Genomic DNA, 19,932 nt, shown 5'->3' on the forward strand with positions numbered 1-19,932 from the left:
GAACTGATGAAGAACCCCGCGAAGGTTGTTGGATCGATTGCCATTGGGTTCTTTGGCATGCTGTGCGTTTGCCTGGCTTCGCCCGTCGTGGCTCAAAACACGGCGCCCGCGAACCAGAAAATCACGCCCGCGGCCCAAAACATGGCGCCCAAAGCCCAAAAAACGGCGCCCTCGGAAAAGCTTGACTGGACTCAGCTCCCGCCACTTCCCAATTCGCTTGGCGTCGCAGGCCCGTTCGCCGGTGTTCACAATGATGCGTTGATTATCGCCGGCGGAGCCAATTTTCCCCAGCCGATTTGGGAAAGCGAAAAACAGTGGCTCGATCAAATTCACGTCCTTACCCGAGACGGCGATCAGTACCAATGGCATGACGGCGGCAAACTGGAACGCAACATTGCCTACGGCGCATCAGTGTCGACGCCCTACGGTCTGCTGTGCATCGGCGGCAATGATTCGGCCGAGACATTTGACGAAGTGTTCTTTCTGCAGTGGGACAACCAATCGAATCAGATCGTTCGAAAGGAAGGCCCCCGTCTTCCCAAGCCCTGCGCCTTCACCGCCGCGGCGATGGTCGGCACGACCGTTTATGTCGCAGGCGGACAGACCGACGCTTCGCTCGATTCGGCGATGCAGAACTTCTGGTCGTATGACATCACCCATCGCGGCAAGGACAACTGGACCTGGACCGAACTGCCTCCGATCCCCGGTCCAACACGCGCCTTGAACCTCACGGTTTCTCAGCACAACGGCTACGACGATTGCGTCTACGTCATCAGTGGCCGCCGACAACAAGGCAACCAAACGGATTTCCTGACAGACACATGGCAATACAACACGCGGACAAAAATCTGGAAGCAGCGCGCGAACGCACCGCAATGCGTGATGGCAGGCACGGCGATCAATGTCGGACAAAGTCACGTGTTTGTGCTCGGCGGTGCCGATGGATCAAATTTTCATCATGGCGCTGCATTGCAAGATCGCCATCCGGGATTTCCAAAATCAGCTCTCGCCTACCACACGATCACCGACACGTGGATCGAAGCAGGAACGCTTCCGGCCAATCAAGTCACCACGACGGCGGTTCGCTGGGATGACAAGATCATCATTCCCAGCGGTGAAATCCGTCCTAAAGTACGTTCGCCAAAAATCTGGAGCGTGGTGTTTTCAAAAAACCAACGTGGCTTCGGTGCGGTCAATTACTTAGTGCTCGTTTGCTACCTGCTGGGCATGGTCGGCGTCGGCGTCTTTCTGGCCAAACGCAACAAGAACACAGAGCAGTTCTTTCGAGGTGGAAAACACATTCCTTGGTGGGCGGCTGGCTGCAGCATTTTTGCGACCATGCTTAGCTCGCTAACATTCACGGGCGTTCCTTCCAAAGCGTTCGCGCAGGACTGGGTATACGCAATTGGCAACCTGATGATCCCGCTGGTCGCCGTGATTGCCGTGTTCGTCGCACTGCCGTTCTTCCGTCGCATCGATGCAACCAGCGCGTACGAATATCTAGAGCTACGATTCAGTCGACCAGTTCGATGGTTTGGCAGCATCAGTTTTACGTTGTTCCATGTCTTTCGGATGGCAGTCGTCATGTCGCTAACCGGGTTAGCGCTGGCTGCCGCGACTCCGCTTTCGCCGGCGCAGTGCGTCATCGCGATGGGCGTGCTGAGCATGATCTACTGCACATTGGGCGGAATCGAAGCGGTGATCTGGACCGACACGATCCAAACCGTTGTCCTACTCGGTGGCGCCCTGTTGGCGATCGCATTGTTGATCAGCGGCGTCGACGGCGGATTCGATGGGTTCCTGTCAATCGGAAAAGACGCTGACAAGTTTCGACTGGCGAACTGGCACGGCGATGCAACCAATGTCCAGTTGGCGTTCTGGGTGATCGTCGTGGGCGCAATCGGCCAAAACATTTCGTCATACACCGCCGACCAAGCGGTCGTCCAGCGTTACATGACCACGTCAACGCAAAAGTTGGCTGCTCGATCGATCTGGGTCAATGCGTTGCTAACGATACCAGCGACGTTGCTATTCTTTGGGATTGGTTCGGCGCTCTTTGCGTACTACCACACGCACCCCGAAAAGTTGGATCCGACTGCAACGACCGACCAGATTTTCCCGCTGTTCATCGCCCAAGAAATGCCGATCGGGATCGCAGGGCTACTGGTCGCGGGGATATTTGCTGCAGCACAGTCAACCGTTTCGACCAGCATGAACTCAACAGCGACATCGATCGTGAGCGATTTTCTGCAACCACTCCAACTATGCAAATCCGACCAAGGCTATCTTCGCGCCGCGAAAGCACTAACGCTAACGATTGGCATCCTGGGCACGGTGCTGGCGTTGTTTTTTGTCGCCCCTGACATCAAGTCGCTTTTCGACCAGTTCATCAAAGTCATCGGGCTGTTCATGGGTGTTCTGGGCGGCCTGTTTGTTCTGGGCGCGACGACCAAACGAGCAAACGGTCCTGGTGCGATGATCGGCGCGATCGCTGGGGCAACGGTCATGTTCTGGCTTTGGAAGTTTTCGAATATCCAAGCCTATTTGTTTACGACCGTCGGGATTACTTCGTGTGTCGTGATTGGCTATTTGGCAAGTTTGCCGTTTGCCGCTCCCACTTCCATCCAAGGGCTAACGATTCATACGCTGTCATCGAGTGACTCGCACGATGACGAATAGGTCGGATATTGCATCACCGACTGGACGGTCGGACCTGCTGCAAATTTACCGCGACGGCTTGCTCGGCGACACGCTGCCGTTTTGGGTCAAACATTCCGTTGATCGCGAATGCGGCGGATTCATGACGGCAATGGACCAAGACGGAGCCATCGTCGACACGGACAAAGGAGTCTGGCAGCAAACTCGATTCACCTGGCTGCTGGGCGAACTCTACAACCGAGTCGCTCAACGCAGTGAATGGCTGGACCTAGCGATTCATGGAATCCAATTCATCGAACAACATTGCTTCGATCCAACCGACGGTCGAATGTGGTTCCAGGTCACGCGACAGGGGCAACCGATTCGCAAACGACGCTATTCTTTTTCAGAAAGCTTTGCAGCGATCGCCTACGGGGAACTGGCATTGGCGACCGACAATGCCCAGTACAAACAACTCGCGAAAGAGTTGTTCCAAAACTTCATCGATCAAAACAACCGCCCCACGTTCCCGGCGAAGTTTACGGACACTCGGCAAACTCGAGCCATTGGTTTTCCGATGATCGGAATCGCGACGGCGCAGCAACTGCGGGACACGATCGATCTTGATGCGGCCGATGACCTGATCGATGGTTTCATTCAAACGATACGAGACTATCACTTCAAACCTGAACTTCGGTGCGTGATGGAGACAGTCGGACTGCACGGCGAGGTCATCGATCATTTCGACGGACGTACTTTGAATCCCGGCCACGCAATCGAAGGCGCCTGGTTCATCATGAAAGAAGGCAAACGTCGCGCCGACGCTTCCTTGATCAAACTAGGCTGCCAAATGCTTGATTGGATGTGGCAGCGCGGCTGGGATGAACAACACGGCGGAATCCTCTATTTCGTTGACTTACATGGCGGGCCTGTTCAAGAGTATTGGCACGACATGAAATTCTGGTGGCCGCAAAACGAAACCATCATCGCAACGCTGATGGCGTATCAACTGACCGGCGACGAAAAATATGCCCGCTGGCACCAACAGATTCATGATTGGGCCTACAGCCATTTTCCAGATCAAGACAACGGAGAATGGTTCGGCTACTTGCATCGTGATGGTTCGCGCAGCTCAACACTGAAAGGCAATCTTTGGAAAGGCCCGTTTCATCTGCCCAGGATGCAACTGGAATGCTGGCAGTCGCTCCAAGAAAGCGATTTAACCACAGTGTCCAGAGATTCTTGAGAAGTCAGTGTCGAAGCGATCGTCCGGGCAAATAGCGGTTTCTGCGACGCTTTCTGCGAAATCGCCGACTTTGCCCTGGGCTTTTAGCTGGGTTGGCTGTAGGCTTCGTTTAACGAACCAGCCGATTTGTGTGGCTGACTTGTTGATTTGGAATTAGCAAAACGAGAAGCGGAGCCATTTTGGACTCCTGTTTGCTAACCCAGCGAGACCTTTATGACCGAGTTGGATTCTTGGTGTCTCGCCCCGCGAACGACGTCTGTGAACAGACGTTCTCGCGATTTGCTGCCGACAGTGCATCCCGTTGATCGCCCTGGAAAAGCTGCTTGTGTCTCAAACGACACGCCCTATCTGTGACTTTCTTGTTTGTCCAGATTCCCAGGAAGTAGCACTTCGATTATGCCTTTGCATAACCGAAACCACGCGTCAATTTTTTTAAATAGCACAGCGGTTGGATGTTTCCATTGAACTGGCATCACCGATTTCGCAGCCCTTAGATCCCCGCTAGAGATACACGAGAACGAACTTGAAGACTTTTGAAGAAATGGATTTGTTTGGGCCAATTAAACGCGCCCTGGCCGACCAAAACTACGAAACACCCACTCCTATTCAGGCGGAAACCATTCCGCCCGCGATTGCTGGACAAGACATCCTTGGATGTGCCCAAACTGGAACCGGCAAAACCGCTGCATTTGCTTTGCCAATCCTGGACTACTTGGGCCAAGACAAACCAGCCGCGTTGAAAAACCGCCCCGCTGCTTTGATCCTTGCTCCCACTCGTGAACTAGCCATTCAAATCGGCGACAGTTTCAAAACGTACGGCAAACATGTGCGTTTCCAACAGGCACTCGTCTACGGCGGTGTCGGGCAAGGCCAACAAGTTTCTGCACTGCGTGGCGGCGTGCATGTACTGATCGCTACGCCAGGTCGTTTGATCGACTTGATGGATCAGGGCCATATCAATCTGAGCCAGATCGAAATGTTTGTTCTGGACGAAGCGGACCGAATGATGGACATGGGCTTTCTGCCCGCGTTGAAAAAGATCATCGCCAAATTGCCCGAGGAACGTCAGTCTCTGTTTTTCTCGGCGACACTGCCACCAAAAATCCAAGAGCTTGCCTCCAGCTTGCTGTTCAATCCCGTCCATGTGGATGTCACGCCCAAAACGACTAGCGTCAAGCAAATCGACCAGTGCATTCGTTTGGTTCAACGTAGCGAAAAGGTCGACAACCTTCACAAAATCTTGACCAAGAGTGGCACCGGCCAAACGATTGTCTTCACGCGAACCAAGCATGGCGCGAACGGACTGGTCAAGAAACTCGATCGTCTGGGCGTAACAGCGTCAGCGATCCATGGCAACAAAACACAAGGTGCTCGCCAACGAGCCCTCAAGGCGTTTCGCGATTTCAACATTCAAGTACTGGTCGCAACCGATGTCGCAGCTCGTGGAATCGACATCGACGGCGTGACACACGTCGTCAACTACGACATGCCCGTTGAACCAGAAAGCTACGTTCACCGCGTTGGCCGGACCGGTCGAGCAGGCGCTGAAGGGATCGCGATCTCGTTTTGCACCAACGAAGAAGTTGAAGAACTGCGTGCGATCGAACGTTTGATCGGCCAGAGCCTCAAGGTGGAAAACCCCAACCTATTCGACCTCAATCGACCTGCCAAGAAACAACCCAAGAAGTCAGGCGGTCGGTCCAATGGCGGTCAAGATTCCGGCGGCAACGGAAGATCTCGCCGTCGCAAGACAAAGCAATCCGGCTCAACGAGCGGCAATTCACAGCAACCCGCTTCTGGAAATCGATCGTTTCGATTCCGCAAAGCAAAGAAAAAGTCCAACGGATCGACAGGGCGCTCAACATCTAGTGTTTGAGCCAGCGACACAAGTCGTCTCGCCTGTCCTACCCACATAAGGAAGTAATCATCGCTAAGAATCAAAACACATTTGCTAAACGCCAGCGTGAAATGGAAAAAAAACGCAAGCAAGACGAAAAACGTCAGCGCAAGAACGATCGCAAAGCTGCCGAAATTGCCGCCGCTAACGCTCCACCGCCAGAGCCGAAGCTAGATGAAGACGGTAACCCAATCGTCGATGACGATGACACAAATGACGACGACGCGAGGGCGGATGAATCATCCGCGCTAACCTCGTAGTTTTTACAATCCAACGTGCCAACCAACGACGCGAACGTATCGTGTCACTTGGACGGTACAGAGTTTTTTGAAGTGAGCTAAGAAGAAGTAAGATGGAACAAGGTACAATCAAGCGTTTGACCGATCGCGGTTTCGGATTTATCGCCACCAACTCGAACGAAGACATGTTCTTCCACAGTTCGAATGTTGAAGGCGTTCAGTTCAACGACCTGCGTGAAGGCCAAGAAGTAACTTACAACGTCGGTAGCGGACCTAAAGGTCCACGAGCTGAAAACGTTCAAGTCGCTGGCTAGTCGTTCGATCGACTGAGACAAAACGCACAACGTTGGTGACCGATGGTCACCAACGTTTTTTCGTGCCTTTTCGTAACGACGGTTCTGGGGCGATTACCTGTCCGGCTTTGCCGGCGTCGTTCACTTGACGCGATCTATTTCACATAGATCGCAAGCGTCTTTTCGGAATAGCTTTTCGCGTTGCCCACAAAAGTCCAATCCTTGTTGTCACCGCTGCTGTTCCCAATGCCAATGTCAGCGGTTTGGGCATTGCCCCAGTGGTTGATCGCAAAGATCGTCTGTTTGGCGCCAAAGTTATGAATCTGCATGGAGCCGTAACCATCTTTTGGCGGCCCTTTCTGGTCGCCAAAGTCAAACTGCCGACCGGACGCTCCTTTGACCTTGGCACCGTTGTCTGGCCCGTAGTTGTTGGGCCAGAATTCGATGTTGCCTGTGGTGATGTCGTTGCCCAAGACAATCCCCGACACGGTCGATTCGACTTTCATGCTGGAGAGATTGGTTTGAAAATCGGCTCCCGAACTGGCCGTGGGAATACCAATCTTTTTCACATCGTCTGTAAACGCATCCATCGTTACCTTTACAACTTGATCGCCGTAAGCATCTGACCGTAGCCCAAGCACATAGGTAATCTGACCAAACGTTTCGATGGAATCGCTATTGTCGACGTCATACCGAACCGTCTTTCCCAATTTGCTCAAATCCAGGCGATAGACCAAGCGAAATCCTTCGTCGACCGAAAGCTGGCTCATCGGGTCCGGTTCGTCGCCACCTCGGAATGCTCCGACAGGCAACCCTGTGCCGCCCGTCAGATTCGGCTCGGCCAATTTGCCCCATGCAAAACGAAACGCCGTCGGCTTCGTTACCTGATCGGATGTCAGCACGACGGTGTTACCTTGGATCTTGGCGACGGCGTCTTGGTAGCCATTGGAACCGACACCAATCAGCTCAAAATGCGTGGGTGACTTTCCGTCTCGCGTCTTCAAACCGCCACCAGCATTTTTAAACGTAATCGTCAGCGAATCGCCTGCGATGGACACAGATTCCATTTCTGGCGACTGCGCGACCACGTCTTTGCCATAGTCATTCTTTAGCGCCAACAACGCCAAACGCTTTCCAACATCCTGCTTGTTTGGTGGATGAATATTACCAAGCGTCGCAATGTCGTTGATCACCACCATGTCGGTATTGGCAACCACATCTTTGACAGCGGCTTGCGCCTCCCAAAACTGTGCCAAGATTTCCGCGTCCTCTTGCCCATACTGATACGGAGCGATCTGAACGTAGTAAAAGGAAAAGTCACCTTGCCCCCACAGCTCGCGCCATCCATTGATCAACGCCTTTTTCTTTTCCGTGTACAGCATGCCCTCGGCGTGATTCGATTCGCCTTGGTACCAAATCGCTCCACGAATGGGAAAACCGACCAACGCGTGGATCATGCCGTTGTAAAGCATGGTCGGATCTTGGTGCGTTTTGAACGGAGCCAATTGGCTTGGAAACGCAGGACTGGGCGACACCATTTTATCGTCGGCAATCGCAACCTTGGCCGCCGCAAGCCAAGCTTGGATATCAGCGATGTGCTTGCTTGCGAGTTTTTGGTTTCGTTCGGTCCCCGGTGTTCGTGCCATCACCGATTCGTGAATTCCCTGCAAAGCATCGACTTTCTGAAACCCGATCGGCGGCGTCCAAGGCTCGACTCGTGTGCCGCCCCATGATGAATTGACCAGGCCGATCGGCACATCCAGTTCCTTGACAAGCTGTCGAGCCATGAAGTAACCGCAAGCCGTGAAGCTGCCTGCGGTGGCCGGCGAGCACACTTGCCAAGTCGATTTGATGTCGTCCAAGGGAACGGGCGACGGTCGTTTTCCGATCTTAATGTGGCGGATCATCGGATAGTCAGCCGCAGCGATTTCGTCCGCTGCGTTGCTGCTGCTGCGAACCGTCCACTCCATGTTAGATTGCCCGCTGCACAGCCACACTTCGCCAATCAAAATGTCCTTCAGCTCGATCGTGTTAGTGCCGCGTACTGAAAGCACAACAGGCTGGTGACTGGCATTTCTCGCTGCCAAGACGACCCTCCATTTCCCCTGATCATCGGCCGTCGTCGTTCCGGTTTCATCCCCAAGCGACACTGTCACCTTTTCTCCTGAATCCGCCCATCCCCAAATCGGTAACTCCTTCTGTTGCTGCAGTACCATCGAGTCGCCGAAAAATCCGGGCAACCGAACCTCGGCTTGCGATGTGGTCGTCGAAAACGCGCCTATCAGAAAGAACAGGGCGCAACGCAAAGACGGCATATTTTTCATGGCGGGGATTAACTCGTTGGGAGGTAAAAAACGCGGAGGGGCCAACACGACACAGGCGAGAAATAAGTCGGTGGCAACCGCGAACACTCTAGCGCGGTTGGCCTATACTCTAAACCGATCCCAACGGCGGTGTTTCATTCCATCAGCGAAAAACGATGAGCGAAAACGAAATTTCAAGCGACGCGATCTACCAACGCAGCCTCAGCGAGCTCAAGTGGATTTTGATCGCATGGGCAATCAGTTGCACCTGGGTGGTCGGGTATTGCTTTGTGTTTGGGTACGAAGTCGACCCGGCCAACTTGGACTTAGTAATCGGAATGCCCGCATGGGTTTTTTGGGGCGTCTTGTTGCCGTGGTGCCTATCGACCGCGTTTACTATTTGGTTTTCGCTCTTTCAAATGACGGACCAGCCTTTGCCGCAAGAGCCCGACACGATCCATCGACGCAGCGAGTCCGATCACCACGTTTCCACCGACATTGATCGCACTCATGAATAATGCATCATCCGGCGCTCTGATTGCATTCGCGATTTATACGATCGCTGTCTTTGGCATTGCTGTGCTATCGAATCGATTCGCCAAGGGCAAAGAATTTGCGGGCGAGTACTTTTTGGGCAGCCGCAGTTTCGGAGTCTGGGCATTTGCGCTGACCTTTGCCGCGACCAACGCGTCGGGAGGCACTTTCGTCGGGTTTCCGGCATTGATCTATACCCACGGCTGGACACTGGCGCTGTGGATCGCTGGATTCATGATCATGCCGCTGGTCAGCATGGCGATGATTGGCAAACGGCTCAACCAAATCGCTCGCAAGACAGATGCGATTACGATTCCCGAAGTCCTGCGGCATCGCTTTGCCAGTCCAGCCGTTGGCTTGACCGCGACAGGGTTCCTGGTTTTCTTCATGTTCTTTTATCTGGCCGCGCAGTTCAAAGCGGGCGGAAAGATCCTATCGACACTCTTGTCCGACGATCCCTTTTTTCGTCGCTGCTCAACCGGACTGGGGCATTTGATCATCGATGTCCCGTGGGTTGGCCAAGCGGATCCCGACTACTTGCTGTGCCTGCTGGTTTTCTCCGTCGCAGTGATTGTGTACGTCGTTTACGGCGGATTTCGAGCGGTGGTCTGGACCGATGTAATGCAAGGCATCGTGATGTTTGCGGGCGTGCTGATCATGCTGGCGATGTCGCTCTATCAGGTGGGCGGATTATCCAACGCTACGCGGCAACTGGCAAAAATGACGCCTCCGGAAAACGGCACGGCCGTTCTGGTGATCGACCGCGACGCGGCCAGCGACCAGCTATTCAACAAAGCAGCTTGGATCAAACAAGACGGGCAAGCCTACCGATTGGCGGCCCATGGATTGATCGCCGCCGGTTCACGTCGCAGCGAACCAATCGCAATTCTAAAAATCACGACGCCCGAAGAAATCGAGCGAATTTCGACGACCGATTCGCTGGCCACTGTTCGATTGGAATCGATTACAACGCAGCCGTACGCGTATGGAGCCGGCAAAGCAGGGGTCTACATTTCCAATCCCGGACCGGATACCAAAAGTGAAATCGGGTTCCTGGCCATTGGCACTGCGTTTAGCTTTTTTGTTTTCTGGCCGTTCGCCGCAACCGGGCAACCCAGCAATATGCTGCGCTTGATGAGTTTCAAAGACACACGCACGTTGCGATACTCCGTCATGACGGTCGCAATCTATTATTCCGTGATCTACTTTTGTCTGGTGATCGTGTTTTGTTGTGCTCGTGTGCTAATGCCTGGCATGGAAGTCGACCCTGATCGCACGATGCCAGATTTGGCAACTCACTTGGCGACCAATGCCGGCACGCCGTGGCTGTCGGGTTTGCTAGTCGCAGCTCCGTTTGCTGCCGTAATGTCCAGCGTCGATAGTTTGCTGCTGATGATGTCATCGTCCGTCGTGCGAGACATCTATCATGGACACATCAATCCCAAGGCCACGGACAATCGCATCCGCCGATTGAGCTACCTAGTCACGGTCGTCGCAGGATTGTTCACCGTCCTGGCAGTGCTGAACCCGCCGACGTATTTGCAAGACGTAATCGTATTTGCCACAGCCGGTTTGGCAGCCTGCTTCCTGGTTCCGATGGTATTGGCTCTGTACTGGAAAGGCATGACTTCGGGCGGCGTGATCGCCGGAATGGTGGCAGGAACGCTGATGCATGTCATCCTGACTTCCTGGGGATACGCGGCTGAAGGAAAGTTTCGGGCATACGAATTTTTGACGCTCAGTCCATTTATTTGGGACCTGGGGGCATCGGCCATCGCGGCCGTGGTGGTTGCGAAATGTCAAACGCCCGATGAAGATCTTAGGCGACGATTCTTTTAATTGAACAAGCGGCCGAGCGGCTGTTTTTTGGGAGAGCAACGCATTGCGGCTGTTAGTTATCTATCTGTTTACGGTTGCCCTCAGCGCGTGCCTGCTATTTGCTGTTCAGCCGCTGGTCGGTCGACTGGTATTGCCGCTGTACGGTGGGTCTCCCGCGGTTTGGAATACCTGCATGATGTTCTTCCAAGCCGTGTTGCTGCTGGGGTACCTCTACGCTCACCTGTCGGATCGCTGGCTGTCGGTTCGTGGGCAAATGTATTTGCACATTGGGGTTATGATTGCCGCCGGTTTTTTGCTTCCGATCTCGGTGCCCGATGGCTGGACGATTGATGATCCGCAGCACCCGGCATGGTCGCTGCTAAAACTATTGGCGTTGACCGTTGGCGGACCATTTTTTGCTATGTCTGCCAATGCGACGTTGCTGCAGCGATGGTTTTCAGCGACGAACCATCCCTCCGCACCTGACCCTTACTTTTTGTACGCGGTCAGCAATGCGGGCAGCATGGTCGGATTGTTGTCCTATCCGTTCTTAATCGAACCCAACTTTGGACTCTCTGACCAAACAACCTACTGGGCGATTGGTTTTGGCGGACTGCTCATCGGAGTGGTCGCCTCCGTGATTTTGACGGCACAAAACAGGGGAAATGGATCCGACGCAACAATCACTCTCGCCTCAGCCCAGCCGGCTCACATTGATTGGTCACACCGAGCAATGTGGGTGCTTCTGGCCTTTGTTCCTTCAAGCTGGCTGCTCTCGGTCACAACGCGACTGACCACCGACATCGCCCCGATTCCCTTGCTGTGGGTCGTGCCCCTGGCGATCTATTTGCTGACCTTTGTCTTGGCGTTTGCTTCGCGGGTTTGGATTCCGCATCTCTGGAACAAACACGCTTTGGCCGCAACCGCGATTGTCTTGGTAGCGGCAACGGTCGCATCACGATCGATGGGGCTGGCAGCTTTGCACCTGTTTGCGTTTTTCCTTGGTGCGATGGTGTGCCATGGTGAACTGGTACGACGACGCCCCAACGCCAGCGGTCTCACCGAGTTCTACCTTTGGCTGTCTGTGGGCGGTGTCTTGGGCGGTTTTTTCAATGCCATCGTTGCCCCCAATCTGTTCTCGGTTCTGTTGGAATTTGGAATCGTCGTTGCCGCCGCTTGTTTGTTCACAGGAACCAAAGAGAAGAAGACGGACGCCAACGATGAAACCGTCGAAGCCAAATTGCTTCGCCCAACATCGTCGGCAAAAAAGCGGAAACGCCGCAAAGCCAGCCCTGTGGTCCAGCCGAACGAGGAGCCCACCGGTCGTTCGCTGTTAAACCTACAGATGATCAAGCAGCACTGGCCGTTGTCGATCGCGGCCGTGCTGGCGGTTGTATTGCTACGGGGTGTGTCCAGCGACAATGCCAGTAGCTCGATGTGGATGACGCTGGTGGTCGTCTTGCTCATTCCCACGCTGATCGGTTTAAGAGTCGCGGGACAGACGATTGCATTTTCCTTCTTAGTGGGCGCAGCGCTGATGGTCGACGAATTCGATGCCGGGCCGCAGTACGAGGTTGTCCACCGCGCGAGATCGTTTTTTGGCCGGCACCTCGTCGTCGATGATCGCGCGACTGTCGGCATGGGCCAACAGCCGCGATACCGTCGCTTGTTGCACGGCACGACTCAGCATGGATTCCAAAGCCTGGATCCGCTGCAAACCTGTGAGCCGCTCGCGTACTATCACCGCACCGGTCCTCTGGGCGATCTGTTTTCTACGTACATTACCAATCGCAAATCCGCGGTCAGCGAACCGACGAAAGCTGCCGCAAAGCGAGTCGCGGCGATTGGACTCGGAACGGGCGCGGTCGCTTGCTACGCCAATCCAAATTGCGACATCAGCTTTATCGAAGTCGACCCGACCGTCCGTGATATCGCAAAGGCAGACGGTTATTTCAGTTACCTATCAAATTGCGGCGGCGAAAACTGCGACATCATCATGGCCGACGGACGGCAAGCCATGTCAGCCAGCGAAGACGGTCAGTACGACATGGTGTTGCTGGATGCGTTTAGCAGCGATGCCGTACCAACACACTTGATGACCCGAGAAGCAATCCAGATGTATATCGACAAACTCGGTCCCGGTGGTGTGCTGGCGTTTCATATCTCCAACAAATACTTGCGTCTGGACCATGTTTTGACAGCCGCCGCCGCTGAATTAAATCTGGCCTACCGCGCCAAACACGATCGGTTTCTGTCAGCTAAAGATCGAGAAGAATCGATTCGCAAAGGCAAGGCAGACGCTTGGTACTTTGTAATTGCCAAACAAGATGACACTCTGCAAAAACTGACCAGCGACTGGCAGAAGCCGGACTTGGCAGACGACGTCCGTGTTTGGACGGACGACTACTGCAACATTCTCAGTGTGATGCAAATTGGACGATAATCGGCACTAACCAAGCTTGGTTTCCACTGCATCAATGGAAACCCGGCGAATTTGCACTCAGCGACAACTTCCAGCGTGTGCCTATTTGGAAAAGATGGGCCCGGCTGCATCGACTTCGACCGAACCGGCTTCGACACCGGGCTGAATGCGATGACGCCAACCAGCGTGTTTTTTGCCGCGAGCGGTCTGGCGATCGGGGGTTGGGTCCGACGAAATCGAATCTTTGGTTTGAGTGGACCAGTCATCAAGCACTTTGCTTAGTTCGCTGACCTGCGATGCGAAGGCCGCTTCGTTGGCAAGGTTCTTCAGCTGATCCGGATCCGCCGTCACATCGTACAGCTCGTGTGCAGGTCGTGGCACCAGAAAGATATCGCCCTGATCTTTGGTCAACGTTCCCGCCGCATGCGCGTCCCACAAATCACGCCCGGCAGGAAAAGCGGGTGCCGATTCAACGCACATCGACTGCAGCGACGGATAGTTGTTTTTGATGAACAGGTACTTTCCTTGACGCACCATACGCTCATTGGCTTGCATCACGTGCCAGTTGTGTTCCGAAAAAACGTAGTCGCGAACATTCGCGTTTGCATCAGCAAAAGTTGGCAGCAAGCTAACGCCCTGCAGTCGTGGAGATTTGTCCAAGCCAGCCAATTCAAGAATTGTGGGACCAAGATCGACGTTAACGCTGACAAGCGAGGTCGACACGCTGGGCTTGATTTTTCCGGGACAAAAAATGATCAGCGGAGATTTGACACCTGAATCGTAAAGCCTTGTTTTACAACGCGGGAACGGGCGACCGTTGTCGGACATGTAAATGACATACGTGTCACCCACAATGCCTTGGTTCTCCAATTCTTCGCGGAGCTTCCCGGCGTACGTGTCGCTCCGACTGACTTCGTGGTAGTAGTCGGCCAGATCTTTGCGAGTTGTCGGACTGTCGATCAAGTACGGTGGAACTGGAATCGAGCGGGGGTCGAACTCGGGCGCGTCATCAGTGATTTTCCAATCGCGATGAGCGTCGCTGGAAGCAAACCAGAAAAAGAACGGCTTGTCCTTGGGACGCTCTTGCAAAAGCGTCACCCAATCCTCCTGCTTGCCCGGGCCTTTGCCTTTGGAGATTGTGTCAAACGCATGATCAACGTTCTTGCCCATGTGGTGCTTGCCAGACAACGCGGTGTAGTAGCCTGCAGCCTTAAGAGCTTGAGGAAACAGGAAGTGTCCCTCCGGCAGTGTAGTATGCAATTCGCAGGCACCGGTATTGTGCGGATAGCGGCCTGTGATCAACGAACACCGACTCGGGCTACAAGAGGAACACGTGAGGTAAGCATTCGTGAACCGCAGGCCTTCGGCAGCCATCTGATCCAAGTTCGGCGTCTTGGCGGCAGCATTCCCATAGCAACCAAAGTCTTCCTGGCTGATATCGTCGGTGATGTACAAAATAAAGTTCGGCCGATCGGCGGCAAACGAAGGCGACTTGATTTCACCGGAAAAAATCATAGCGACCAGGACGACGGCGATTGTGCGGTACTTGTACATTTGTTCGTCGAGCAGGAGAGGGGAGAGATCGTAACGGCCACACTTCTTGGACGCGCCAGACTATGCTAGGCGACGCGGCAGAGCGCCGCGTTCTGGTAAGCAACACTGTTTCAACTTGGCGAGTTTTTCGATGCGTCCGACCATTCTACTCCTTTGCTTCCACTTGTTGTTTTCCGATCAAGTGATCGCTCAAGAATCAACAACCGCCCCGTCCGAAGCAGGGCAAACCGACATTCTTGCACCGTACCGAGATGCCGCAGTCAAACGTTGGCAGAAAACGATCGACGAATTTGATCAGCAAAACCAGACGGCACAGAATTCCTCGGATGCGGTCCTCTTTATCGGCAGCAGTAGCATCCGACGGTGGGAGTCGATGGAGACCGACATGGCCCCGTTTAAAACCATTCGCCGGGGATATGGCGGTGCCAAATTCACGGACATGGCAATTTTTGCAGATCGTTTGATCCAGCCGCATCAGTACCGGGCGTTGGTGATGTTTGTGGGTAACGGCGTGAACGGGAAACCAGACGACCACTCGCCTGATTTGATCGAAGCACTCACGCGACAGATCGTTGCCAAATCACACGCTCATCAGCCTGACGTTCCCGTCTTTTTGATTGAAATTACTCCCTGCAAGAAACGGTTTGACGCTTGGCAAAAGATCCGCGCCGTCAATGCTCGGCTTCGCGAAGTCGCCCTTTCGACCCCGCATACGTATTTCATTCCTACTGCCAGCCACTACCTCCGGCCTGACGGGACTCCCCGAACGGAACTGTTCGTCGAAGACAATTTGCACCTCAACGCCGATGGCTATCAACTCTGGTCGACGCTGATTCGCAGGCGTCTTAGCGACGTGATTCGCCAGATCGCTGGCACGACCGCCAGCGACCATGCCAAGTTAGTTTCCGAAGCTACGAATGGCGAAAATTAAGTTTCACAATCACAATTTTGTGTTCCACGAAAACGAAATCACGGAACGTCCTGTTTTAGAGACCTTTCGCTACGTTTTCGCGGTTGTGACCGCTTGAAATCAATTCGTACACTCTCGGCACTTCGCAGATACTGCGAATGGACCACTAACGGAGGGAAGCTGCGCACTTGGTCGGCAACAAAGCCACCGCTGATAGGCGATTTTCAAAGCGAGAGCCTTGGAACAACCGGACCGCTGCGCACCTACGGATCGGCCGGCGGATTGCCAAGCAGCTGATTCCAAACGTGGCTCGAATCGCGATCTTCTTCACTGCACTCGCGGCCATTAGCCACCGAGCCGCCACCCCATGTGCTGCCCAAGAAATTAGCGACAAACAAGTTCGCGCCAGCGGTGAAACGGTCTACCGCTGGAACATTGGCGACGCTCAAGCATCGCTCTTCGAAGGCAATTGCACCGTGGAGCACGATGGCAAGAGTGCGACCGCGCAGTCGGTTTTGATCGTCTCCGATGGGCCTCCCGGCCGAGTACGCATTCGTGCAGTGATCGACAAAGGCCGATCCAACGCAAACCAAAAACCCAATGTTGTCACTTTCCTGACGGCCGACGAACCGCGTCTGAATTCGCGCGGTTATCGTGGCGCGCCCAAGGAAACCCCCGATCTACTTCGCTACTTGCCGGATCTCAATCCGCAAAACTCGCTCGCATCCAACGCTCCTGCGGATGCGAAATCCAGCGGCATGGTCGCACCTGCGTTTCAAGCCACTCCGTCGCCACGGGGAACAAATCCTGGTGGCATCGCGCCGGGCAACGGCCCGTCCAACGTGGCTCAGGTGCAATTCGAGAGCACCGCACCTCTTGAAGGCGAAACGCTTCAGTACGCCATTCCACTTGAACCGCCCGCGCTATCGATGCCAAATCTGCAGGCACCGATTCGATCAGGCGGATCGATTCAGAATAGCTTCGCGCCACCGATTTTGTCCGCGCCCAACAGCGGGCTGATGATCGATACGCCGCCGAATTCTCCAACCACGTTTGCCGACGGTGCGACGACAGGTGGATGGCTCTTTACCGTCGGGGGAGGAACCCGAAGTGTCGAGATTTTGGCTCGCAGCGCTTCAATGCCGCCTCAAATCACCGCCACCAATCGCCCCGAATCCAACGAAACGATCGTGGTCGCACGTGGCGGCGTGACGGTTCTGGTCCGTGACGTGACAGCGCAGGCGCCCGACGGTCGAATGATGGATCTGGGGACGATATCACTGTCCGCCGATCGCATCGTTGCCTGGATGCCAACCTTTGCCGATATCCTGCGAAACAATGAACAGCTGTCACAGTCCGATGGCGAACTGTACTTAGAAGGCGACATCGTTTTCCGGCAAGGAAACCAGATCATCTATGCCGAATCGATGTATTACAACGTCAGCCAAGAGAAAGGCGTCGTGCTGGATGCGGAAGCGATTATTACGGTGCCTGAGTACGAAGGTGTCGTGCGTTTGAAGGCAGACGTGATGCAGCAGATTGCCAGTGGCGATTTCGTGGCATTCGATGCGGCGTTGACCAGCAGTCGATTGGGAGTTCCCCGTTACTGGTTGCAAAGCCAGCAACTGCGATTGAATCAACGTTCGCGCACCATCGTCGACCCCATCACGCGGCAGAGCAGTGTCAAACGCGAATCGTTTGTTTCCAGCAACGATAACTTTGTCTACTTTGGCGGCGTGCCGATCATGTACTGGCCACGGTTTGCCGCCAAGCTGGAGATCCCAACGTTCTATCTGACGGACGCAAAAATCCAAAGCGACAGTGCGTTTGGCGACCAGGTGCTACTGGACTTCAATGTCTTTCAATTACTGGGTATGGAGGGAGCGCCAGACGGATTGGAATGGGAGCTTTCGACCGACTACTTCAGCGACCGCGGTCCGGCAATCGGCACCAATTTTCAGTATCGCACGCCCGGTTTCCTTGGTGTTGCTGGTCCCACCAACGGCTTCTTTGACGCCTGGATTATCGACGACAAAGGCAAAGACCGACTGGGCCTCGATCGGCTGGCCTTGGAACCTGAAAAGCAAACTCGCGGCCGGGCACTTTGGCGCCATCGCCAGTACTTGAAGAATGATTTCGAGATGATCGCCGAACTGGGTTGGCTCAGTGATCGAAATTTCCTGGAACAGTATCTGGAAAACGAGTGGGACCAAGAAAAGGACCACGAAACTGCGGTTCGGCTGCGCAAGTACTTGGGCAACAACTTGATCGATCTGTCCGCCCAACTGCAAGTCAACGACTTCTATACCGAGACGGAACAACTGCCCTCACTGGACCACTACTTGATCGGTGGATCACTTGGGAATTTGATCAACTGGAACATGCACAACCGCGTTGCGTACGCAAAATTGAACGTCGCGGACGATCCGACCAATGCAGCCGAAGCGGCCGAGTATTCTGCGTTGCCAGGCGAAACCGCGGCGAAAGGTGTGATCGCGTCGACGCAGCACGAAATTTCGATGCCGCTACCGGTGGGTCCTATCAACATCGTGCCCTTCCTGTCCGGCGAAGCATCGCATTATGGCGAAGCGGCCGATGGCGAATCCTTGACTCGGCTATTGGGCCAAACCGGAATCCGCGCCAGTTTGATGATGTCCAAGATTGATCCCACGATCCAAAGCAGCCTGCTCAATGTGCGCGGTTTGGCGCACAAAATGGAATGGACTGCAGAGTACTTCTACGCAGACAGCGATACGGATTTAGACGAATTGCCGTACTACGATCCGTTGGACGACAACGCCCAGGAACAATTTCGGCGTCGGTTCATCGGCGATACTTTTATGGCCGCCGCGCTGCCGTCACGCTTTGATCCGCGAACCTATGCTTTCCGCCATGGCTTGCAACGCAACGTGACCAATCCCAGCGACGTGATCGCGGATGACTTGCAACAGATGCGACTCGGAAATCATCAACGCTGGCAAACCAAACGCGGACTCCCCGGACGCGAACGCATTGTCGATCTGATGCGTTTCGATACGGATTTGATTCTGTTCCCCGATGCCGACCGCGATAACTTTGGCGAAACCATCGGCCCCGCGCTTTACGATTTTCAGTATCACTTGGGCGATCGATTTTCGCTGCTGAGTGACGGCTACTTCGATTTCTTCAACGATGGATTGCGATCCATCAGTGCCGGTGTTCGCGCAAGCCGACCAGGCATGGGGGATTGGTATGTCGGACTACTTTCGCTGGAAGGCCCCATCAGCAGCACCGTGCTACGCACATCGATGGACTACCGCGTGAATGAAAAGTGGATTCTGTCGGGAGCCACTGCCTATGACTTTGGTGAAGCCGGCAATATCGGTCAGTCGCTGGGGATCACCCGAATCGGCGAATCGCTCCTGGTCCAGATGGCACTGAATATCGATACCGGCCGCGACAACGTCGGCGTTGGATTTTCAGTGGAACCACGATTCTGGCCGGGCAAAAAGCTAGGCCGACTGGGCGGCCAATTGATACGGCCTCCGGGTGTCGAGGGGCTGGAGTAATGTCCAGCGAGCCTGAACCAAACAACCGCATCGTCACAGCTTGGCGAAACAAGTTTGCTTGGGCGATCGGCGGCGCGTTGTGGGCATTTCGCACCCAGAACAGTTTCTGGGTTCATATTCCAATCACGATCATCGTTTTTTCGCTAGCGGCATTCTTGAAAGTTGCGGCTTGGCAGTGGACCGCGATTGTGATTGCAACCATGGTCGTCTTCGCGGCCGAATTGCTTAACACGGCGATCGAGCAACTTGTCAAAGTCGTTCACCCCGAGCACGATCCACGTGTGGGCAGAGCACTTGATGCCGCTGCCGCGGCAGTCCTGGTGACAGCCATCGGCGCCGTGGCTGTGGGATTGCTGACTCTGGGCCCGCCACTACTACAGTTCCTATTGCCGGCACTTTGGCCGCAGGCAGCGGGCTGATTTGCAAAAGAGAAGTTTTCCGCACCGCAACTTTTCTGCGACGCAGGGCGATTTTGGATTATTCTGATTCGGCCCGAACAGTTGCCCGCTCAAGAATGGCTAGCAACGTATC

The 19,932-nt window shown here is 54.4% G+C and carries 13 protein-coding genes; 11 read left to right on the forward strand and 2 right to left on the reverse strand.

What is annotated here, in order from left to right; genetic code table 11:
* The first annotated feature begins 6 nt into the window (after nt 1-6).
* The 5 genes from K239x_RS24895 (at nt 7) to K239x_RS24915 (ending at nt 6,333) form a co-directional block, all read left to right on the forward strand.
* Nucleotides 7-2,679, forward strand: a complete 2,673-nt coding sequence (locus tag K239x_RS24895) for a sodium:solute symporter family protein (RefSeq protein WP_473163551.1) — start codon at nt 7-9, stop codon at nt 2,677-2,679.
* Entirely contained in the window at nt 2,669-3,883 is a 1,215-nt protein-coding gene (locus K239x_RS24900; RefSeq protein ID WP_145421020.1) for an AGE family epimerase/isomerase, read from the forward strand. Before K239x_RS24895 ends, K239x_RS24900 begins: the two co-directional genes overlap by 11 nt.
* Nucleotides 3,884-4,406: 523 nt before the next feature.
* Nucleotides 4,407-5,759, forward strand: a complete 1,353-nt coding sequence (locus K239x_RS24905) for a DEAD/DEAH box helicase (RefSeq protein ID WP_419189367.1) — start codon at nt 4,407-4,409, stop codon at nt 5,757-5,759.
* A 92-nt stretch (nt 5,760-5,851) separates the two neighbouring features.
* Nucleotides 5,852-6,040 (forward strand): hypothetical protein, encoded by a 189-nt coding sequence (locus tag K239x_RS24910; RefSeq protein WP_145421021.1) that lies wholly within the window; start codon nt 5,852-5,854, stop codon nt 6,038-6,040.
* 92 nt (nt 6,041-6,132) lie between these two features.
* Nucleotides 6,133-6,333 carry a cold-shock protein gene (locus K239x_RS24915; protein ID WP_145421022.1) on the forward strand — a complete coding sequence of 67 codons (201 nt, stop codon included), beginning with the start codon at nt 6,133-6,135 and terminating at the stop codon, nt 6,331-6,333.
* A gap of 134 nt (nt 6,334-6,467) precedes the next feature.
* Here K239x_RS24915 and K239x_RS24920 read toward each other — a convergent pair whose 3' ends face one another.
* The gene (locus K239x_RS24920) at nt 6,468-8,636 is read right to left on the reverse strand and encodes a sialate O-acetylesterase (RefSeq protein ID WP_145421023.1); all 2,169 of its coding nucleotides are present in this window, start codon (nt 8,634-8,636) and stop codon (nt 6,468-6,470) included.
* Between the two features lie 155 nt (nt 8,637-8,791).
* Here K239x_RS24920 and K239x_RS24925 point away from each other — a divergent pair, with 155 nt between their 5' ends.
* From K239x_RS24925 to K239x_RS24935, 3 genes are read left to right on the forward strand one after another with little or no spacing between them, the layout of a single operon-like run.
* A complete protein-coding gene (locus K239x_RS24925) occupies nt 8,792-9,133 on the forward strand; it encodes a YhdT family protein (protein ID WP_145421024.1) in 342 nt (113 codons plus the stop codon).
* Nucleotides 9,126-10,988, forward strand: a complete 1,863-nt coding sequence (locus K239x_RS24930; RefSeq protein WP_145421025.1) for a sodium:solute symporter family transporter — start codon at nt 9,126-9,128, stop codon at nt 10,986-10,988. Before K239x_RS24925 ends, K239x_RS24930 begins: the two co-directional genes overlap by 8 nt.
* A 43-nt stretch (nt 10,989-11,031) precedes the next feature.
* Entirely contained in the window at nt 11,032-13,410 is a 2,379-nt protein-coding gene (locus tag K239x_RS24935) for a fused MFS/spermidine synthase (RefSeq protein ID WP_145421026.1), read from the forward strand.
* A gap of 81 nt (nt 13,411-13,491) precedes the next feature.
* On the opposite strand, the gene K239x_RS24940 is transcribed toward K239x_RS24935, so the two are convergent.
* The gene (locus K239x_RS24940; RefSeq protein ID WP_145421027.1) at nt 13,492-14,943 is read right to left on the reverse strand and encodes a sulfatase family protein; all 1,452 of its coding nucleotides are present in this window, start codon (nt 14,941-14,943) and stop codon (nt 13,492-13,494) included.
* Nucleotides 14,944-15,073: 130 nt separating this feature from the next.
* Between K239x_RS24940 and K239x_RS24945 the strand changes: the two genes are divergently transcribed.
* The 3 genes from K239x_RS24945 to K239x_RS24955 all read left to right on the forward strand — a co-directional run bounded on the left by K239x_RS24945 (nt 15,074) and on the right by K239x_RS24955 (nt 19,820).
* Entirely contained in the window at nt 15,074-15,874 is an 801-nt protein-coding gene (locus K239x_RS24945; RefSeq protein ID WP_145421028.1) for a GDSL-type esterase/lipase family protein, read from the forward strand.
* A 284-nt stretch (nt 15,875-16,158) separates the two neighbouring features.
* A complete protein-coding gene (locus tag K239x_RS24950; protein WP_145421029.1) occupies nt 16,159-19,401 on the forward strand; it encodes an LPS-assembly protein LptD in 3,243 nt (1,080 codons plus the stop codon).
* Entirely contained in the window at nt 19,401-19,820 is a 420-nt protein-coding gene (locus tag K239x_RS24955) for a diacylglycerol kinase (RefSeq protein ID WP_145421030.1), read from the forward strand. Before K239x_RS24950 ends, K239x_RS24955 begins: the two co-directional genes overlap by 1 nt.
* Nucleotides 19,821-19,932: the final 112 nt, after the last annotated feature.

The organism is Stieleria marina (assembly GCA_007741555.1).
In the GTDB taxonomy this organism is placed as follows: domain Bacteria; phylum Planctomycetota; class Planctomycetia; order Pirellulales; family Pirellulaceae; genus K23-9.